This window comes from Ensifer sp. VA4, from assembly GCF_055710065.1.
The window spans coordinates 59,096-74,141 of sequence record NZ_JBVQPO010000017.1; the positions used below are offsets into that span (position 1 = coordinate 59,096).

Genomic DNA, 15,046 nt, shown 5'->3' on the forward strand with positions numbered 1-15,046 from the left:
TGGAAATGGCGACGTGGCGACCCGATCCTTCCTTCTATCCATCACCGCGCATGGCGGCCAAGGCTCCAAAGGAAACGCTTGCCTATGTGGCGGCGTTCGATCCCGAGCGAACAAGGCCGGACGCGATTGCAGTCGTTGACGTCGACCCGGCGTCTTCAAGCTATTCGCAGATCGTCGGCCAGGTCGAGATGCCGAATGTCGGCGACGAGTTGCACCATTTCGGCTGGAATGCCTGCTCCTCGTGCCTGTGCCCCAATGCGCCCCATCCGCATGTCGAGCGGCGGTATCTGGTGGTGCCGGGTTTGCGATCCTCGCGTCTGCACATCATCGACACCAGGCCGGATCCGCGCAATCCGACGATCGTCCGGGTGATCGAGCCTTCGGAGATCGCTGAGAAGGCGAATTATTCGCGGCTGCACACGACCCACTGCGGACCCGAGGGGATTTACGTCAATGCGCTCGCCGATCGCGACGGCAATGCGCCCGGCGGCATCTTCCTGCTCGACCATCGGAGCTTCGACGTGCTCGGGCAATGGGAAATGGATCGAGGTCCGCAGAAACTCGCCTATGATTTCTGGTGGCACCTCGGCCATGACACGATGATCACCAGCGAATGGGGCACGCCGGATACGTTCGAGAACGGGCTGGTTCCGGAGGTGCTGCTCGGCTCGAAATATGGCCGCCGCTTACATTTCTGGGACCTGCACAAGCGCAAGCACCTGCAGGAGATCGATTTCGGCGAGGAGCACCAGCTCGTCTTCGAACTGCGCCCGGCCCATGATCCGACCAAGGCCTATGGCTTCGTTGGCTGCGTCATCAGCCTCAAGGACCTCTCGGCCTCGATCTGGACCTGGTATCGTGACGGCGAGCGATGGGCCGTGAAGAAGGTGATCGAGATTCCGGCAGAACCGGCGGACCCGGATCTGTTACCGCCGGTGCTGAAAGGTTTCAGCGCAGTCGCGCCGCTCGTCACCGATATCGATCTCTCGATGGACGACCGCTTCCTTTACGTCTCCTGCTGGGGCACCGGCGACATGATCCAATACGACGTTTCCGACCCCTTCGCGCCGAAGGAAAACGGGCCGGGTGCGGATCGGCGGGATCGTTTCGCGTGCCTCCCATCCGAAGACTGTAAACGGAGCGCTGAACGGCGGCCCACAGATGGTGGAGATCAGCCGTGACGGCAAGCGGGTCTATTTCACCAATTCGCTCTATGGCGCCATCGATCCGCAATTCTACCCTGATGGTGTCGACGGATGGATGGTCAAACTCGATGTCGCCGACGGTGGCGGCATCGCCTTCGACGAGAACTTTTTCGTCGACTGGCCGAAAGGCCACCGCCCGCATCAGGTTCGCCTCGAAGGCGGCGACTGCTCGTCCGATTCCTATTGTTATCCATAGGGAGGGGGGCGACCATGCGGTCCTCTCAGGGCGAATGACGACCGTCTGGCCATGGCTTTCGATTATCGGTCTCGGCGCCTTTCACGGCATCAATCCGGCGATGGGTTGGCTCTTTGCGGTGGCGCTCGGGCTTCACCGCCAGAGCCGCCGGATCGTGTGGTTGTCGCTTGCTCCGATTGCTGTCGGTCATGCCGCCTCCGCTGCGCTCACGCTGGCGGTGGTCGTCACGTTCGGCGCGGTGTTGGAGCCGCACCATTTCAGGCTCGTCGCGGCACTGCTCATTCTCAGCGTCGCTGCGTACGGCGCGTTTTGCGGACACCGGCACCGGGTGAGGGTCGGCATGCGTGCCGGCATGGCCGGACTTGGCCTCTGGTCCTTCCTGATGGCGACGAGTCACGGGGCGGGCCTGATGTTGGTTCCGGCGGTCCTCAGTCTCTGCGTCGTGGATCGAGCCGGAGACCTTGCGGTCGCAGGCTCGCTGCCGGTCGCGCTTGCCGCTGTTGCCGTTCATGGCGCGGCAATGCTGGCCGTCGTCGCGGCGATGGCGATTGCCGTCTTCGAATGGCTTGGCCTGGCAGCACTTCGCTCGGCCTGGATCAATTTTGACCACCTCTGGACGGTGGCCCTGAGCGCGACCGGTATCGTGCTTCTCGTCCAGTGAACCCGTGCTATGACCGCCGATCGAGGCGGGGATGCGCCTAACCTTGGGCCTTCACATAGCTGATGTAACCGCGCACGTCGGTGGCCGGTTCGGTGTAGGCATTACCGAGCGTCCTCTCCATGTTGCCGACGTAGGTCTTCGCCCAGTCCGGAAGCGCGTAGTCGATTGCCGCCAGGAACTCGAGGGTTGCTGCGAGCCGGATGTCGGCGATCGACGGCTTGGATCCGCCGATGAAGGGCTTGTCGCCGATATAGAACGCCCGAAAGACGTCAAGCGGTTCGGCAAGCGCCTCTACGGCTGCCCGTCGCGCCTTCTCCTTCGTCTCCGCGTCGGCATCGCTGCAACCGACTTCGCCCGGATAGAGCGGGAAGTTCAGCGCCGGGTAGGTGGCCCGCGCGAGATAGGGATAGAAGGTGCCGATAAGGTAGAACATGGCGCTATCGATCATGGCGCGGGTCTCGGGATCCTTGGGATAGAAGTCGTCGAGCCCGTGCTTGTTGCAAAGATACTGCATGATCGCGCAGCTCTCCCACAGGGCACCCTTGGGCAGCTCCGCAGTCTCCATCATCGGTGTCAGATGCGACGGAGCCTTCGCCAGATATTCGGCCGTCCGGGTCTGGCCAAAGACGTCTTGCTCGCTGAAATCGAGTTTGGCTGCCCGCAAGAAGACGCGCACCGTCATGTTGTTGACGCTGGGCTTGATCACGTTGAGCTTGATTGCAGACATGTCACTCCTCCCTTTTGGTCGCGATACCGCAATTGCTGCCTTGCCGGCCGGTTGCGCGCGTTGGACGATAGGCGGTGAGCGCGACTGAATTTATCGCGACCGATACGGATCCTTCGGCTGCCGGTCGGACGACAGCGTCGGGCGGGCGCGCGCGGTCAGTGCCTCGATCGCATCGGCCAAGTGCACCTCGGCGATATTGTAGTCGCCGCGTGCGACCCTGACCCTGTGTGCCTCCATCAGCACCTCGGCATGGCTGTGGCTCGGCGGCGGCTCGAAGCGATAGGAGGCAAGTTCGATCAGCAGCCCCAAAGGATCCTCGAAGTAGATCGAGTCCATGAAGCCGCGATCCTTGACGCCACTGTGCTGGATGTTCCGCTCGTCGAGTCGCTCCACCGCCTGGTTGAACGTCGCGCGCGAGACGGCGAAGGCGATGTGGTGCACGCAGCCGATATCCGTCGGTGTTCGCTCGGGGGCGGGCTTGCGGTTCTCGTCGGTGAAGATGGTGATCAGGCGGCCATCGCCCGGGTCGAAATAGAGATGGCTTTCGCTTGCCCGGTCGAGGTTCGGCTGCTCGAAGATGAAGGGCATGCCGAGAAGCCCCTCCCAGAAATCGATCGACGTCTGCCGGTCGGCGCCGACGAGCGTGATGTGATGAACCCCTTGCGATTGCAGTTTTCGCATGAATGGCCTCCCGATGAAGCGGAGGACCGGGGCGAAACGGTATCTGGTTTCACCCTTTCCGCTGCACTCGATTGTCGTCCGTCGCGAGAAGAAGGCAAGCGCCAATGCAGGGGGAAGCTGCGAGGAACGAGTTGAGCGCCAAGCATCAGGGATCATGCACGATGTAGCCGCAGGTCCCGATCAACAGGAGTTGCGGCCAGAAGCGGCCAAGCAGGCGCCCCATGAGGGCGGAGGGGCCGAACACTTCGGCGATCGACGTCATCGACACAACATAGTTGCACCGACCGGCGACAACAACCGCGCGAGACAGCAGAGAGCCAGAGACCTCCGCCTCCGTGTCAGATATTGCGGCGCTTGCCCTCGATCAGGTCGAGCACGGCGCGCGCCGCGTCGAGCACGTTGGTGCCCGGGCCGAAGACGGCCGAAACGCCGTTGTCCATCAGGTAGTCATAGTCCTGGCGCGGGATGACACCGCCGCAGATGATGATGACATCTTCGCCGCTGCGCTTCTTCAGGGCTTCCGCGAGTTGCGGCATCAGGGTCTTGTGGCCGGCCGCAAGCGATGAGACGCCGATGACATTGACCTTGTTGGCCAGCGCCATGTCCGCAGCCTCATCCGGCGTCTGGAATAGCGGCCCCGCAAGTACGTCGAAGCCGATGTCGCCGAAGGCAGACGCGATCACCTTGGCGCCGCGGTCATGCCCGTCCTGGCCGAGCTTGGCAACCATGATCTTCGGCCTGCGGCCAAGTTTTGCCGAAACCTCGTCGAGACGTCCGGAGAGAACGTCGAGTTCCGGCTCGCCCTCGTAGGCCTTGCCGTAGATCTTGCTGACGACCTTGGGCGTTGCCGCGTGGTCGCCGAAAGCTCTGCGCATCGCGTCGGAAATCTCGCCGACGGTCGCGCGCGCCCGTGCCGCCTCAACGGCGGCGGCAAGCAGATTGCCTTCGCCGGTACGTGCCACCTCGGAAAGGGCGCCTAGAGTCTCCTCGACCTTGATGCTGTCGCGTCGCCGCTTGGTCTCCTCGATGCGGCGGATCTGCGCGGCTCGCACGGCGCTGTTGTCGATCTCGAGGATGTCGATCGGCTCCTCATTGTCGAGGCGGTACTTGTTGACGCCGACGATGATCTCCTCGCCCTTGTCGACCGCCGCCTGGCGACGGGTCGCCGCCTCTTCGATCAGCCGCTTCGGCAGGCCCGCATTGACGGCGCGGGTCATGCCGCCCATCGCCTCGACCTCTTCGATCAGTAGCCAGGCTTTTTCTGCGAGCTCGTTGGTCAGGCTTTCGACGTAATAGGAGCCGGCGAGCGGATCGACCACCTTGGTGACACCGGTCTCGTGCTGCAGGATCAGCTGCGTGTTGCGGGCGATGCGTGCAGAAAACTCCGTCGGCAGCGCAATCGCCTCGTCGAAGGAGTTGGTGTGCAGTGATTGCGTCCCGCCGAGGGCCGCCGACATCGCCTCGAAGGCCGTGCGGATGATGTTGTTGTAGGGATCCTGCTCCTGCAGCGAGACGCCGGAGGTCTGGCAGTGGGTGCGCAGCATCAGCGAGGACGGCTTCCTCGGCTCGAACTCCTTCATGATCCGCGTCCAGAGCAGACGCGCTGCCCGCAGCTTCGCTGCCTCCATGAAGAAGTTCATGCCGATTGCGAAGAAGAAGGAGAGCCGGCCGGCGAAGTCATCGACATTCAGACCCTTCGCCAACGCCGCGCGCACATATTCACGTCCGTCCGCGAGCGTGAAGGCGAGCTCCTGCACCAGCGTCGCGCCGGCCTCCTGCATGTGGTAGCCGGAAATCGAGATCGAGTTGAACTTCGGCATCTCCTTGGCCGTGTATTCGATGATATCGGCGACGATGCGCATCGACGGTTCGGGTGGGTAGATATAGGTGTTGCGGACCATGAACTCCTTCAGGATGTCGTTCTGGATGGTGCCTGAAAGCTTGTCGCGCGAAACGCCCTGTTCTTCGCCGGCAACGATGAAGGAGGCGAGGATTGGGATGACCGCGCCGTTCATGGTCATCGACACCGACATTTCGTCGAGCGGGATTCCGTCGAACAGGATCTTCATGTCCTCGACCGAGTCGATCGCCACACCCGCCTTGCCGACATCGCCCTCGACGCGCGGATGATCGCTGTCGTAGCCGCGGTGGGTTGCAAGATCGAAGGCGACCGAAAGACCCTTCTGGCCCGCCGCGAGGTTCTTGCGGTAGAAGGCGTTCGAGGCCTCGGCGGTGGAGAAGCCCGCATATTGGCGGATCGTCCAGGGGCGGCCGGCATACATGGTGGCGCGCGGTCCGCGCAGGAATGGCTCGAAGCCCGGCAGCGAATTCAGATGATTGATGCTGGCGAGATCGTCGGCCGTGTAGAGCGGCTTTACCGCAATGCCCTCCGGCGTCTGCCAGGTGAGGCTTTCCGGCGCTGCCTTGAGTTCACGCTCGGCGAGCGCTTCCCAGTCCTTGATGGTCTTGTCGGTCATCGGATGTTCTCCTGGACGATGGCGTCGACGGCGAGCGCCATCATTCGAATTCCATGATCAGTTCGTCGACGGCGAGGCTAGCGCCGGCAGCGACCGCCACGCGCTTGACCACGGCCCGTTTTTCGGCGCGCAGGATGTTCTCCATCTTCATTGCCTCGACGACCGCGAGCGCCTGCCCCGCCTCGACGGTATCCCCCGCCTTGACCGAGACCGAGGTGATGACGCCGGGCATCGGGCAGAGCAGCATGCGCGACGTGTCCGGCGGCAATTTCTTCGGCATCAGCCGCGCGAGTTCCGCAACGCGCGGGCTCCTGACATGTGTGACGACATCAATGCCGCGCCAGCGCAGCCGGAGGGCGGTTCCGACCAGCTCGACTTTGACGCTCATGGGCTCATTGTCGATGTTGAAGGTGGCAAGCGTACGACCGGGCGCCCAGTCGCCGGCGATGGTCACCGACGTGCCATCGGCGAAGCTCACAAAGGATCCGTCGGCGGATGCGCCGGCAGTTACGGCGAGATCGCGATCGGCGAGGCTCACCACCCAATCATGGCCGACGACGCGGCGATGATTGCCGATCGTGCCGGAGATCTGGCTGGCGCGTTCCTGCAGTACCTGGTTGATCGAGACGGCGACGGCAGCAAGCTTGCGCAGCGACTGCTCGTCGCCCGCAACGCCATGGAAGCCGTCGGCGAATTCCTCGGCGATATAGGCGGTCGTCAGCCGGCCCTCGCGGAAGCGCTGTTGCTGCATGACAGCTGCAAGGAACGGCAGGTTATGGCCGATGCCTTCCACCTCAAACTGGTCGAGCGCGTCGGCCATTGCCTCGACCGCCATAGGCCGGTCCGGTGCCCAGGTGCAGAGTTTGGCGATCATCGGGTCGTAGAACATCGAGATCTCGCCACCCTCGAAGACACCGGTGTCGTTGCGCGTCACCGTGCCGTTGTCGCGCGCGCCCTCGACGGGGGGACGGTAGCGCGTCAGCCGGCCGATCGATGGCAGGAAGTTGCGATAAGGGTCTTCGGCATAGAGCCGGCTTTCGATAGCCCAGCCATTAAGCTTCACGTCCTCCTGGCCGAAAGCGAGCTTTTCGCCGGCGGCGACACGGATCATCTGCTCGACGAGGTCGAGCCCGGTGATGAGCTCGGTCACCGGATGCTCCACCTGCAGGCGGGTGTTCATCTCCAGGAAGTAGAAGTTGCGCTTGCCGTCGACGATGAATTCCACGGTGCCGGCCGAGTGGTAGCCGACCGCCCTGGCGAGCGCGACAGCCTGTTCGCCCATGGCCTTGCGGGTCTCGGCATCGAGGAAGGGTGAGGGGGCCTCCTCGATGACTTTCTGGTTGCGCCGCTGGATCGAGCACTCGCGCTCTCCGAGATAGAGCGTGTTGCCGTGCTTGTCGCCGAGCACCTGAATCTCGATATGGCGCGGTTCGGTCACGAACTTTTCAATGAAGATGCGGTCGTCGCCGAAGGCGTTCTTTGCCTCGTTCTTCGAGGACTGGAAGCCTTCGCGCGCCTCCTGGTCGTTCCAGGCGATGCGCATGCCCTTGCCGCCGCCGCCGGCGGACGCCTTGATCATCACGGGATAGCCAATCGACGCGGCGATCCTAACGGCCTCGTCGGCATCCTCGATGAGGCCCATATGGCCCGGAACCGTCGAGACGCCGGCTTCTGCGGCCAGCTTCTTGGAGGTGATCTTGTCGCCCATTGCCTGGATCGCGCCAACCGGCGGACCGATGAAGGCGACCCCTTCCTTTTCCAAGGCGTCGGCAAAGATGGCGTTTTCGGATAGAAAACCGTAGCCAGGATGGACGGCATCGGCGCCGGTCTTGCGGATCGCGTCGATGATCTTGTCGATGACGATATAGGACTGAGCTGACGGCGAGGGGCCGATATGCACGGTCTCATCCGCCATGCGCACATGCATCGCGTCGCGGTCGGCGTCGGAGTAGACAGCGACCGTCGCAATGCCGAGCTTCTTCGCGGTCTTGATGACGCGGCAGGCGATTTCACCACGGTTGGCGATGAGGATTTTCTTGATCATTTGTTTCTCTTTCAAAGCCTTCATGGCGCGTCAGCGTTTGAATTTGCGGCGATAGGGCAAAAGCGCGATCGACGATGCCGCGGCAGCACCTGCGAAGAGCAAAGTGAAGGGCACGACGACCATGAGGGTCGCGAGAACCGGGCTGGTGGAGCGGGCGATATGGGTACCGACGGCGCCGATGTTGAGCCAGATGAGCACCCCGGCCGTCAGCGCCCCGATCGCCCCGCCGATCAGCGCGTTGACGCTCATGTAACGCAGCATCTGCCAATGGTCGCGCCGGGCCTCTTCCGGCGTCATGACGCGCTCTGGCTCCCGTTCCATCATCGCCTCCATCAGAGCGGGATCGTATCGTGCTTACGCCAACGAACATCGACCTGCTTGTTGCGTAGCGATGCGAAGGCGCGGGCGATGCGGCGCCGCGACGAATGCGGCATGATCACCTCGTCGATGAAGCCGCGTTCGGCCGCCACGAACGGGTTGGCGAAGCGTTCTTCATATCCCTTCGTTCGCGCGGCGATCTTCTCGGCGTCGCCGAGTTCCGAACGGTAGAGGATTTCGGTCGCGCCTTTGGCACCCATCACAGCGATCTCGGCGGTCGGCCAGGCATAGTTGACGTCGGCGCCGATGTGCTTGGAGGCCATGACGTCATAGGCGCCGCCATAGGCCTTGCGAGTGATCAGCGTCACCATCGGCACGGTCGCCTGGCTATAGGCGAAGAGCAGCTTGGCGCCGTGCTTGATTACGCCGCCATATTCCTGGCTCGTGCCGGGCAGGAAGCCAGGCACGTCGACGAGCGTCAGGATCGGAATCGAGAAGGCATCGCAAAAGCGCACGAAGCGGGCGGCCTTGCGTGAACTGTCGATATCGAGGCAGCCGGCGAGCACCGTAGGCTGGTTGGCGACGACGCCGACCGTCTGGCCTTCCATGCGGATGAAGCCGGTGATGATGTTCCTAGCGAAGCTCTGCTGAAGTTCGAAGAAATCACCCTCGTCGGCAAGAGCCAGGATCAGTTCCTTCATGTCGTAAGGCTTGCTGGCGCTATCGGGGATCAGGCTGTCGAGACGCATTTCGAGCCGCGACGGGTCGTCGTGGAAGGGACGAACCGGCGGTTTCTCGCGATTGTTGAGCGGCAGGAAGTCGAAGAGCAGGCGCGTCGCTTCGAGCGCTTCGATGTCATTTTCATAGGCGCCGTCGGCGACCGAAGACTTTGAGGTGTGCGTGCGTGCGCCGCCGAGTTCTTCCGCCGTGACGATCTCGTTCGTCACCGTCTTCACGACATCGGGGCCGGTCACGAACATGTAGGACGAGTCACGGACCATGAAGATAAAGTCGGTCATGGCGGGCGAATAGACCGCGCCGCCGGCACAGGGGCCCATGATCACCGAAATCTGCGGAATGACGCCGGAGGCTTCGGCATTGCGGCGGAAGACCTCGGCATAGCCGGCAAGCGAGGCAACGCCTTCCTGGATACGGGCGCCGCCTGAATCATTGAGGCCGATGACCGGCGCGCCGTTTCTGACCGCCATATCCATGATCTTGCAGATCTTCTGCGCGTGGGTTTCGGAGAGCGAACCGCCGAGCACGGTGAAGTCCTGGGAGAAGACATAGACCTGACGGCCATTGATCGTGCCCCAGCCGGTAACGACGCCATCGCCGGCGACCTTTTGGCTCTCCATGCCAAAATCGACGCAGCGGTGGGTGACGTACATGTCGTATTCTTCGAAGGAGCCCTCATCGAGCAGCACTTCGATGCGTTCGCGTGCCGTCAGCTTGCCTTTGCCATGCTGGGCGTCGATCCGCCGCTGGCCGCCGCCGGCTCTTGCTTCGGCCCTGCGGGCTTCGACCTGTTCTAGTATGGCGCGCATGGTGCCCTCCCGATTTTTTCACTGCCCGGCTTTTTCAACGATTGTGCAGAGGCGCTTCGAGCTTCGCAATAGCGTCGAAGGTCGGATGGAAAAACGTCCCTTCATGTGCAAATGTGAAACAGAGAATTTTGTGAAACGTAAATTGCAAAGTTGCGAACATGGCGATCGGCAAGCTTTATATCGGCCGCAAGGTCAGGGAACTGCGGGAGGCGAACAGGGCGACGCAAGGTCAGTTCGCCGAGCGCATCGGCATCTCCACCAGCTATCTCAACCAGATCGAAAACAACCAACGGCCGGTCTCGGCCGCCGTGCTTCTGGCACTGGCCGAAAAGTTCCAGATCGATATTGCCGAGCTTTCGACTGGCGAGGGCGATCGCCTGCTCTCGGCGCTCTCGGAGGCTCTCAGCGATCCCTTGTTCGAGACCTATTCGGCAAGCCTGCAGGAGCTGAAGCTCGTCGCGCAGAACGCGCCGGGGCTGGCGCATGCACTAATCACCTGTCACCAGGCCTATCGCCGCAACAGCGAACAGCTTGCAAGCATCGATGACACGATCGGCCGCGGCGGGCCCTTCGTCGAAACAACGCCCTATGAGGAAGTGCGCGACTTCTTCCATTTCGTCGACAATTACATTCACGAGATCGACATGCTTGCGGAGCGGCTCGCCGGGGAACTCGGACTCGGTGAGGGTGACAATCACGCCGCACTTGCAAGCTATCTGGAGCAGCGCCATGGCGTGCGGGTCGTTCGCGGCGCCGCCGGCGACGAGGCGATCCGTCGCTTCGATCCGCGGGCCCGGCTTCTCACCCTCAACCCCTATGCGCCGGCGGCGACCCGTGATTTCCAGATCGCGTTGCAGATCGCTCAGCTTCATGCCCGCGAGGAGATCGACCGGGTGGCCGGCGGCGCCGGCTTTCGCACCGAAGAGGCCTATGAGATCTGCCGCATCGGCCTGCAGAACTACTTCGCCGGTGCCCTGATCCTGCCCTATCAGGCCTTTTCAAAGACCGCCCGTGACTTGAGGCACGACATCGAGCTGCTCTCCGCCCGCTTTGGCGCGTCGCTGGAACAGGTCTGCCACCGCCTCTCGACGCTGCAACGGCCGGGACAGAAGGGTATACCGATCTTCTTTGCCCGCATCGACCGGGCCGGCAACATCACCAAGCGCCACAGTGCCGCGAAGCTGCAATTTGCCCGTTTCGGTGCGGCTTGTCCGCTCTGGAACGTGCACCAGGCGTTCGAGGCGCCCGGCCGGATCATCCGGCAACTGGCCGAGACGCCTGACGGAGTTCGCTACCTCTGTCTCGCCACCCAGATCACCAAGGGGGGTGGCGGTTTCCGCGCCGCGCAGCCGCGCTATGCGCTGGCGCTCGGCTGCGAGATCTCTTACGCCGATGCCTTCGTCTATGCCGACGACATGGATCTCGGTAACCGCGCCGCTTTCGATCCGATCGGCATTTCCTGTCGCATCTGCGAGCGGACGAAATGCGCGAGCCGCGCCGTACCGCCTTTGAAGCGCCGGCTGATCGTGGATCATGACTTACGCGGCGCTCTGCCGTATCGTTTAAGCGAGAGTTGATTTGGGGCGTCTGTTCATTTTTGAACAGAACCTGTGAGAAGTTGCATCTGTGCCGGTACGAAGTTTGGTGTAACTAGGCCCCCTACGCCTACAACAGTGCCGCGCGTCTTGTGAGACGCGCAAAGGTCGCAGTAGGACTCTGAGGTGCTGCAGGTTTAAAAGAACCTGCGGCAGGTATGCGGTCAGGGAGGACGTGCATATGGATTTTCGCTTGTCGGAGGAGCAGGAGGCCATTCGTCAGATGGCGCTCGATTTCGCCCGCGACGAACTCGCCCCTCACGCAATCGACTGGGACCAGCAAAAGCACTTTCCGGTCGATACACTACGCGGTGCCGCGGCCCTCGGCATGGCCGGCATCTATGTCCGTGATGATGTCGGCGGCACGGGGCTGACCCGGCTCGATGCCGCGATCATCATCGAGGCGCTTGCGACCGGCTGCCCGGCCGTCGCCTCCTTCGTCTCGATCCACAACATGTGTGCCGGCATGATCGACCGCTACGGCACGGACGAACAGCGGCAGCGGCTGCTGCCGAAGCTTTTGACGATGGAAGTGCTTGCAAGCTACTGCCTGACCGAGCCCGGCTCGGGCTCCGATGCGGCAGCCCTGAAGACCAAGGCGGTGAAGGACGGCGACAGCTATGTGCTGACCGGCCAGAAGCAGTTCATCTCCGGGGCTGGTGAATCCGGCCTCTACGTCATCATGGCCAGAACCGGCGAGGAGGGCCCCAAGGGCATTTCCACCTTCGTCATCGAGAAGGACGCCCCTGGCCTGACGTTCGGCGCCAATGAGAAGAAGATGGGCTGGCACGTCCAGCCCACCCGCGCTGTAATGCTCGATGGCGTGCGCGTGCCGGCGGAAAACCGTCTGGGTGCGGAAGGCGATGGCTTCAAGATCGCGATGGGTGGGCTCGATGGCGGCCGTCTCAACATCGCCGCCGCGTCCCTCGGCGGCGCCCAGACCGCCTTCGAGAAAGCGCTGGCTTACGTCCAGGAGCGCCGTGCCTTCGGCAAGGCGATCGGCGAATTCCAGGCGCTGCAATTCCGTCTGGCCGACATGGCAACCGATCTCGAAATCGCCCGGACGTTCCTGTGGCGTGCCGCTTCGGCGCTGGATGCCGGCGACGCGGAAGCGACTAAACTTTGCGCGATGGCCAAACGCTTCGTCACCGACCGATGCTTCGCTGTCGCAAACGACGCCCTACAGCTTCACGGCGGCTACGGCTATCTCGCCGATTATGGCGTCGAGAAGATTGTCAGGGATCTGCGGGTGCACCAGATCCTCGAAGGTACCAACGAGATCATGCGCCTCATTGTTGCGCGTTCCCTCATCGGCCGGAAATAGGCCGGAAACAGAAAGGACCGTTCATGGACATGCAGGCGCCAGAAGTCATCGTCGAGCGGCAGGGAGCGATCGGCAGGATCCGGCTTAATCGAACGCGGGCGCTGAACAGTCTCAACGTGCCGATGATCCGACTGATCGCGGCGGCCCTGACCGAATTCGAAAACGACCCGGCTGTTGCGGCGGTGCTCGTGACCGGCGAGGGCGAGCGCGGGCTTTGCGCCGGCGGCGACATTCGCATGATCTACGAGAGCGGTCGCGAGCGGCCGGCGGAAGGTGCGCAGTTCTGGCGCGAGGAATTTATCGTCAACAGCCGCATCTCCGGCTACCGCAAGCCGTATATCGCGATCATGGATGGTATCGTCATGGGCGGCGGTGTCGGGATTTCCGCCCATGGCAGCCACCGCATCGTCACCGAACGCACGCGGCTGGCGATGCCGGAGACCGGGATCGGCTATTTCCCCGACGTGGGCGCGACCTGGCTGCTGCCGAAAGCCCCCGGCGAATTCGGCACCTATCTCGGGCTGACCGGCCGGGATATCGTCGCTGCGGATGCCATCCATGCCCGGCTTGCGGACAGCTTCGTTACGTCGCACAAGCTGGAGGTGCTCGTCGCGGATCTTGCGAGGCTGCCGGCAACGGCAGGGCGCGGTGATGTTGATGCGGTGATTGCAAGGCATTCGTCTGAAGCTCCGCCCACGCCGCTTCAGCACCATCTTGCACTGATCGATCGCTGCTTCGCCTTCGATACGGTGGAGGAAATCCTGGCGGCGCTTGCGGCGGACGGCTCCGATTTCGCGAAGGAAACGCTGGCGCTGCTCTATTCCCGTTCGGCCCTGAGCATGAAGCTTACACTCGACCTCTTGCGCGCCGGCCGTCGCAGTGCGTCGCTGAACGAATGCCTCGAACGGGAATATTCTGCGACGCTCGGCATGCTTTCCAACGACGACTTCTACGAAGGCGTGCGTGCCGCGGTGATCGACAAGGACCGTAGTCCAAAATGGAATGTTGCGCTGGCCGACGTCACGCCTGAGATGCTCTTGCGTTTCGCCAGAAAGGACCACCCGCCGCTGTTCTAGCGCCTGAGGATGGGGCGCATGTCGGCTTGGCCGAGTTTCAATGCAGGAGGAGTAACATGACGAAGATCGCCTTTATCGGGCTCGGCAACATGGGCGGACCGATGGCCGCCAATCTGGTGAAGGCGGGCCACGCCGTCAGCGGCTTCGACCTGTCGGAAGCCTCGCGCAATGCCGCGGCAAAGACCGGGGTCGCCGTCGCCGGCTCGATCGCCCATGCGGTGCGCGGCGCCGAGTGCGTGATCACCATGCTGCCTGCCGGCACCCATGTTCTCTATGTCTGGGATGAGCTTCTCGGCTTCGTCGATCCGGGCACGCTCCTGATCGACAGTTCGACGATCGATGTCGACAGCGCCCGCAAGGCGCATGCCCTTGCGGAAAAGATCGGTTGCCCATCTCTCGATGCGCCGGTTTCCGGGGGAACCGGTGGTGCTGCGGCCGGCACGCTCACCTTCATGGTTGGCGGCAGCGATGACGCCTTTGCCCGCGGCAAGCCGCTGCTCGAGGCCATGGGCAAGAAGATCGTCCATTGCGGCGGGGTCGGCGCCGGCCAGGCGGCAAAGATCTGCAACAACATGATCCTCGGCATTTCCATGGCAGGGGTTTGCGAAGCCTTTGTGCTCGCGGAACGGCTGGGGCTGTCGCACCAAGCGCTGTTCGACGTCGCCTCGACCTCGTCCGGGCAATGCTGGTCGCTGACGACCTATTGCCCGGTGCCGGGTCCGGTCCCGACCTCGCCCGCCAACAACGACTATAAGCCGGGCTTTGCCGCGAGCCTGATGCTGAAGGATCTGAAGCTTTCGCAGCAGGCGGCAAGTGCCAGCGGTGCGACGACGCCGATGGGCGCGCAGGCCGCGCAGCTCTATTCGATGTTCGAGACGCTCGGTCATGGTGGCGAGGACTTTTCCGCCTTGATCCGGCTGCTGCGCGGCAACGATGAGGTAAAGGCCGGCTAATCCATCCACGTCCATGGATTTTTGCCCGTTTGACCGGGCGAAAATCTGCTCTTTATGCCTGTGAATAGAAATTCTGTTTTATTTTCAATGTGTTGTAAGAATTCTATCGAGGCCGTGAAAATGTCTGTTGACGTGTGAGAGGGGGTGGGTCTATAAGCCCGATCACTGACGAGGGCGGCGGCGCTGCTGGCGACGACGACCTTCGCTCTAGAGTTTCCTGGGTTGGCTGAGGCTGATTTTGG

The 15,046-nt window shown here is 62.7% G+C and carries 12 protein-coding genes and 1 pseudogene; 6 read left to right on the plus strand and 7 right to left on the minus strand.

What is annotated here, in order from left to right; genetic code table 11:
• Nucleotides 1-5 precede the first annotated feature (5 nt).
• Nucleotides 6-1,401, plus strand: a pseudogene (locus AC0C6X_RS26520) (selenium-binding family protein).
• Between the two features lie 34 nt (nucleotides 1,402-1,435).
• The gene (locus tag AC0C6X_RS26525) at nucleotides 1,436-2,062 is read left to right on the plus strand and encodes a hypothetical protein (RefSeq protein WP_173519865.1); all 627 of its coding nucleotides are present in this window, start codon (nucleotides 1,436-1,438) and stop codon (nucleotides 2,060-2,062) included.
• 37 nt (nucleotides 2,063-2,099) lie between these two features.
• On the opposite strand, the gene AC0C6X_RS26530 is transcribed toward AC0C6X_RS26525, so the two are convergent.
• The 6 genes from AC0C6X_RS26530 to AC0C6X_RS26555 all read right to left on the minus strand — a co-directional run bounded on the left by AC0C6X_RS26530 (nucleotide 2,100) and on the right by AC0C6X_RS26555 (nucleotide 9,856).
• The gene (locus AC0C6X_RS26530) at nucleotides 2,100-2,789 is read right to left on the minus strand and encodes a glutathione S-transferase family protein (protein WP_173519866.1); all 690 of its coding nucleotides are present in this window, start codon (nucleotides 2,787-2,789) and stop codon (nucleotides 2,100-2,102) included.
• A 90-nt stretch (nucleotides 2,790-2,879) separates the two neighbouring features.
• Nucleotides 2,880-3,470: a VOC family protein gene (locus AC0C6X_RS26535; protein WP_173519867.1), complete on the minus strand. Its 591-nt coding sequence runs from the start codon at nucleotides 3,468-3,470 to the stop codon at nucleotides 2,880-2,882.
• 338 nt (nucleotides 3,471-3,808) lie between these two features.
• Nucleotides 3,809-5,947 carry a methylmalonyl-CoA mutase gene (scpA, locus tag AC0C6X_RS26540; RefSeq protein ID WP_173519868.1) on the minus strand — a complete coding sequence of 713 codons (2,139 nt, stop codon included), beginning with the start codon at nucleotides 5,945-5,947 and terminating at the stop codon, nucleotides 3,809-3,811.
• 40 nt (nucleotides 5,948-5,987) lie between these two features.
• Nucleotides 5,988-7,991 carry an acetyl-CoA carboxylase biotin carboxylase subunit gene (locus tag AC0C6X_RS26545; RefSeq protein WP_173519869.1) on the minus strand — a complete coding sequence of 668 codons (2,004 nt, stop codon included), beginning with the start codon at nucleotides 7,989-7,991 and terminating at the stop codon, nucleotides 5,988-5,990.
• 30 nt (nucleotides 7,992-8,021) lie between these two features.
• On the minus strand, nucleotides 8,022-8,312 hold the full coding sequence (locus AC0C6X_RS26550; protein ID WP_246304578.1) for a hypothetical protein: 291 nt from the start codon (nucleotides 8,310-8,312) through the stop codon (nucleotides 8,022-8,024).
• Between the two features lie 11 nt (nucleotides 8,313-8,323).
• Nucleotides 8,324-9,856: an acyl-CoA carboxylase subunit beta gene (locus AC0C6X_RS26555; protein WP_173519870.1), complete on the minus strand. Its 1,533-nt coding sequence runs from the start codon at nucleotides 9,854-9,856 to the stop codon at nucleotides 8,324-8,326.
• 158 nt (nucleotides 9,857-10,014) lie between these two features.
• Here AC0C6X_RS26555 and AC0C6X_RS26560 point away from each other — a divergent pair, with 158 nt between their 5' ends.
• From AC0C6X_RS26560 to mmsB, 4 genes are all read left to right on the plus strand, one after another.
• Nucleotides 10,015-11,433 carry a helix-turn-helix domain-containing protein gene (locus AC0C6X_RS26560; RefSeq protein ID WP_173519871.1) on the plus strand — a complete coding sequence of 473 codons (1,419 nt, stop codon included), beginning with the start codon at nucleotides 10,015-10,017 and terminating at the stop codon, nucleotides 11,431-11,433.
• Nucleotides 11,434-11,632: 199 nt separating this feature from the next.
• On the plus strand, nucleotides 11,633-12,775 hold the full coding sequence (locus AC0C6X_RS26565; protein WP_247960604.1) for an isobutyryl-CoA dehydrogenase: 1,143 nt from the start codon (nucleotides 11,633-11,635) through the stop codon (nucleotides 12,773-12,775).
• A 23-nt stretch (nucleotides 12,776-12,798) separates the two neighbouring features.
• Complete coding sequence (locus AC0C6X_RS26570) at nucleotides 12,799-13,851, plus strand: enoyl-CoA hydratase/isomerase family protein (RefSeq protein ID WP_173519873.1); 1,053 nt, start codon at nucleotides 12,799-12,801, stop codon at nucleotides 13,849-13,851.
• Nucleotides 13,852-13,907: 56 nt separating this feature from the next.
• Nucleotides 13,908-14,804: a 3-hydroxyisobutyrate dehydrogenase gene (gene mmsB, locus AC0C6X_RS26575; protein ID WP_247960602.1), complete on the plus strand. Its 897-nt coding sequence runs from the start codon at nucleotides 13,908-13,910 to the stop codon at nucleotides 14,802-14,804.
• Here the strand turns inward: mmsB and AC0C6X_RS26580 are convergent.
• The coding region (locus AC0C6X_RS26580; protein WP_472956062.1) for a hypothetical protein at nucleotides 14,801-15,046 on the minus strand (246 nt) is incomplete at its 5' end. The two genes, mmsB and AC0C6X_RS26580, sit on opposite strands and share 4 nt — an antisense overlap.

Bases quoted from the DNA above. Each gene is read 5' to 3' on its own strand.
- AC0C6X_RS26525 (WP_173519865.1), top strand. From the start codon at position 1,436: ATGACGACCGTCTGGCCATGGCTTTCGATTATCGGTCTCGGCGCCTTT.
- AC0C6X_RS26530 (WP_173519866.1), bottom strand. From the start codon at position 2,789: ATGTCTGCAATCAAGCTCAACGTGATCAAGCCCAGCGTCAACAACATG.
- AC0C6X_RS26535 (WP_173519867.1), bottom strand. From the start codon at position 3,470: ATGCGAAAACTGCAATCGCAAGGGGTTCATCACATCACGCTCGTCGGC.
- scpA (WP_173519868.1), bottom strand. From the start codon at position 5,947: ATGACCGACAAGACCATCAAGGACTGGGAAGCGCTCGCCGAGCGTGAA.
- AC0C6X_RS26545 (WP_173519869.1), bottom strand. From the start codon at position 7,991: ATGATCAAGAAAATCCTCATCGCCAACCGTGGTGAAATCGCCTGCCGC.
- AC0C6X_RS26550 (WP_246304578.1), bottom strand. From the start codon at position 8,312: ATGGAACGGGAGCCAGAGCGCGTCATGACGCCGGAAGAGGCCCGGCGC.
- AC0C6X_RS26555 (WP_173519870.1), bottom strand. From the start codon at position 9,856: ATGCGCGCCATACTAGAACAGGTCGAAGCCCGCAGGGCCGAAGCAAGA.
- AC0C6X_RS26560 (WP_173519871.1), top strand. From the start codon at position 10,015: ATGGCGATCGGCAAGCTTTATATCGGCCGCAAGGTCAGGGAACTGCGG.
- AC0C6X_RS26565 (WP_247960604.1), top strand. From the start codon at position 11,633: ATGGATTTTCGCTTGTCGGAGGAGCAGGAGGCCATTCGTCAGATGGCG.
- AC0C6X_RS26570 (WP_173519873.1), top strand. From the start codon at position 12,799: ATGGACATGCAGGCGCCAGAAGTCATCGTCGAGCGGCAGGGAGCGATC.
- mmsB (WP_247960602.1), top strand. From the start codon at position 13,908: ATGACGAAGATCGCCTTTATCGGGCTCGGCAACATGGGCGGACCGATG.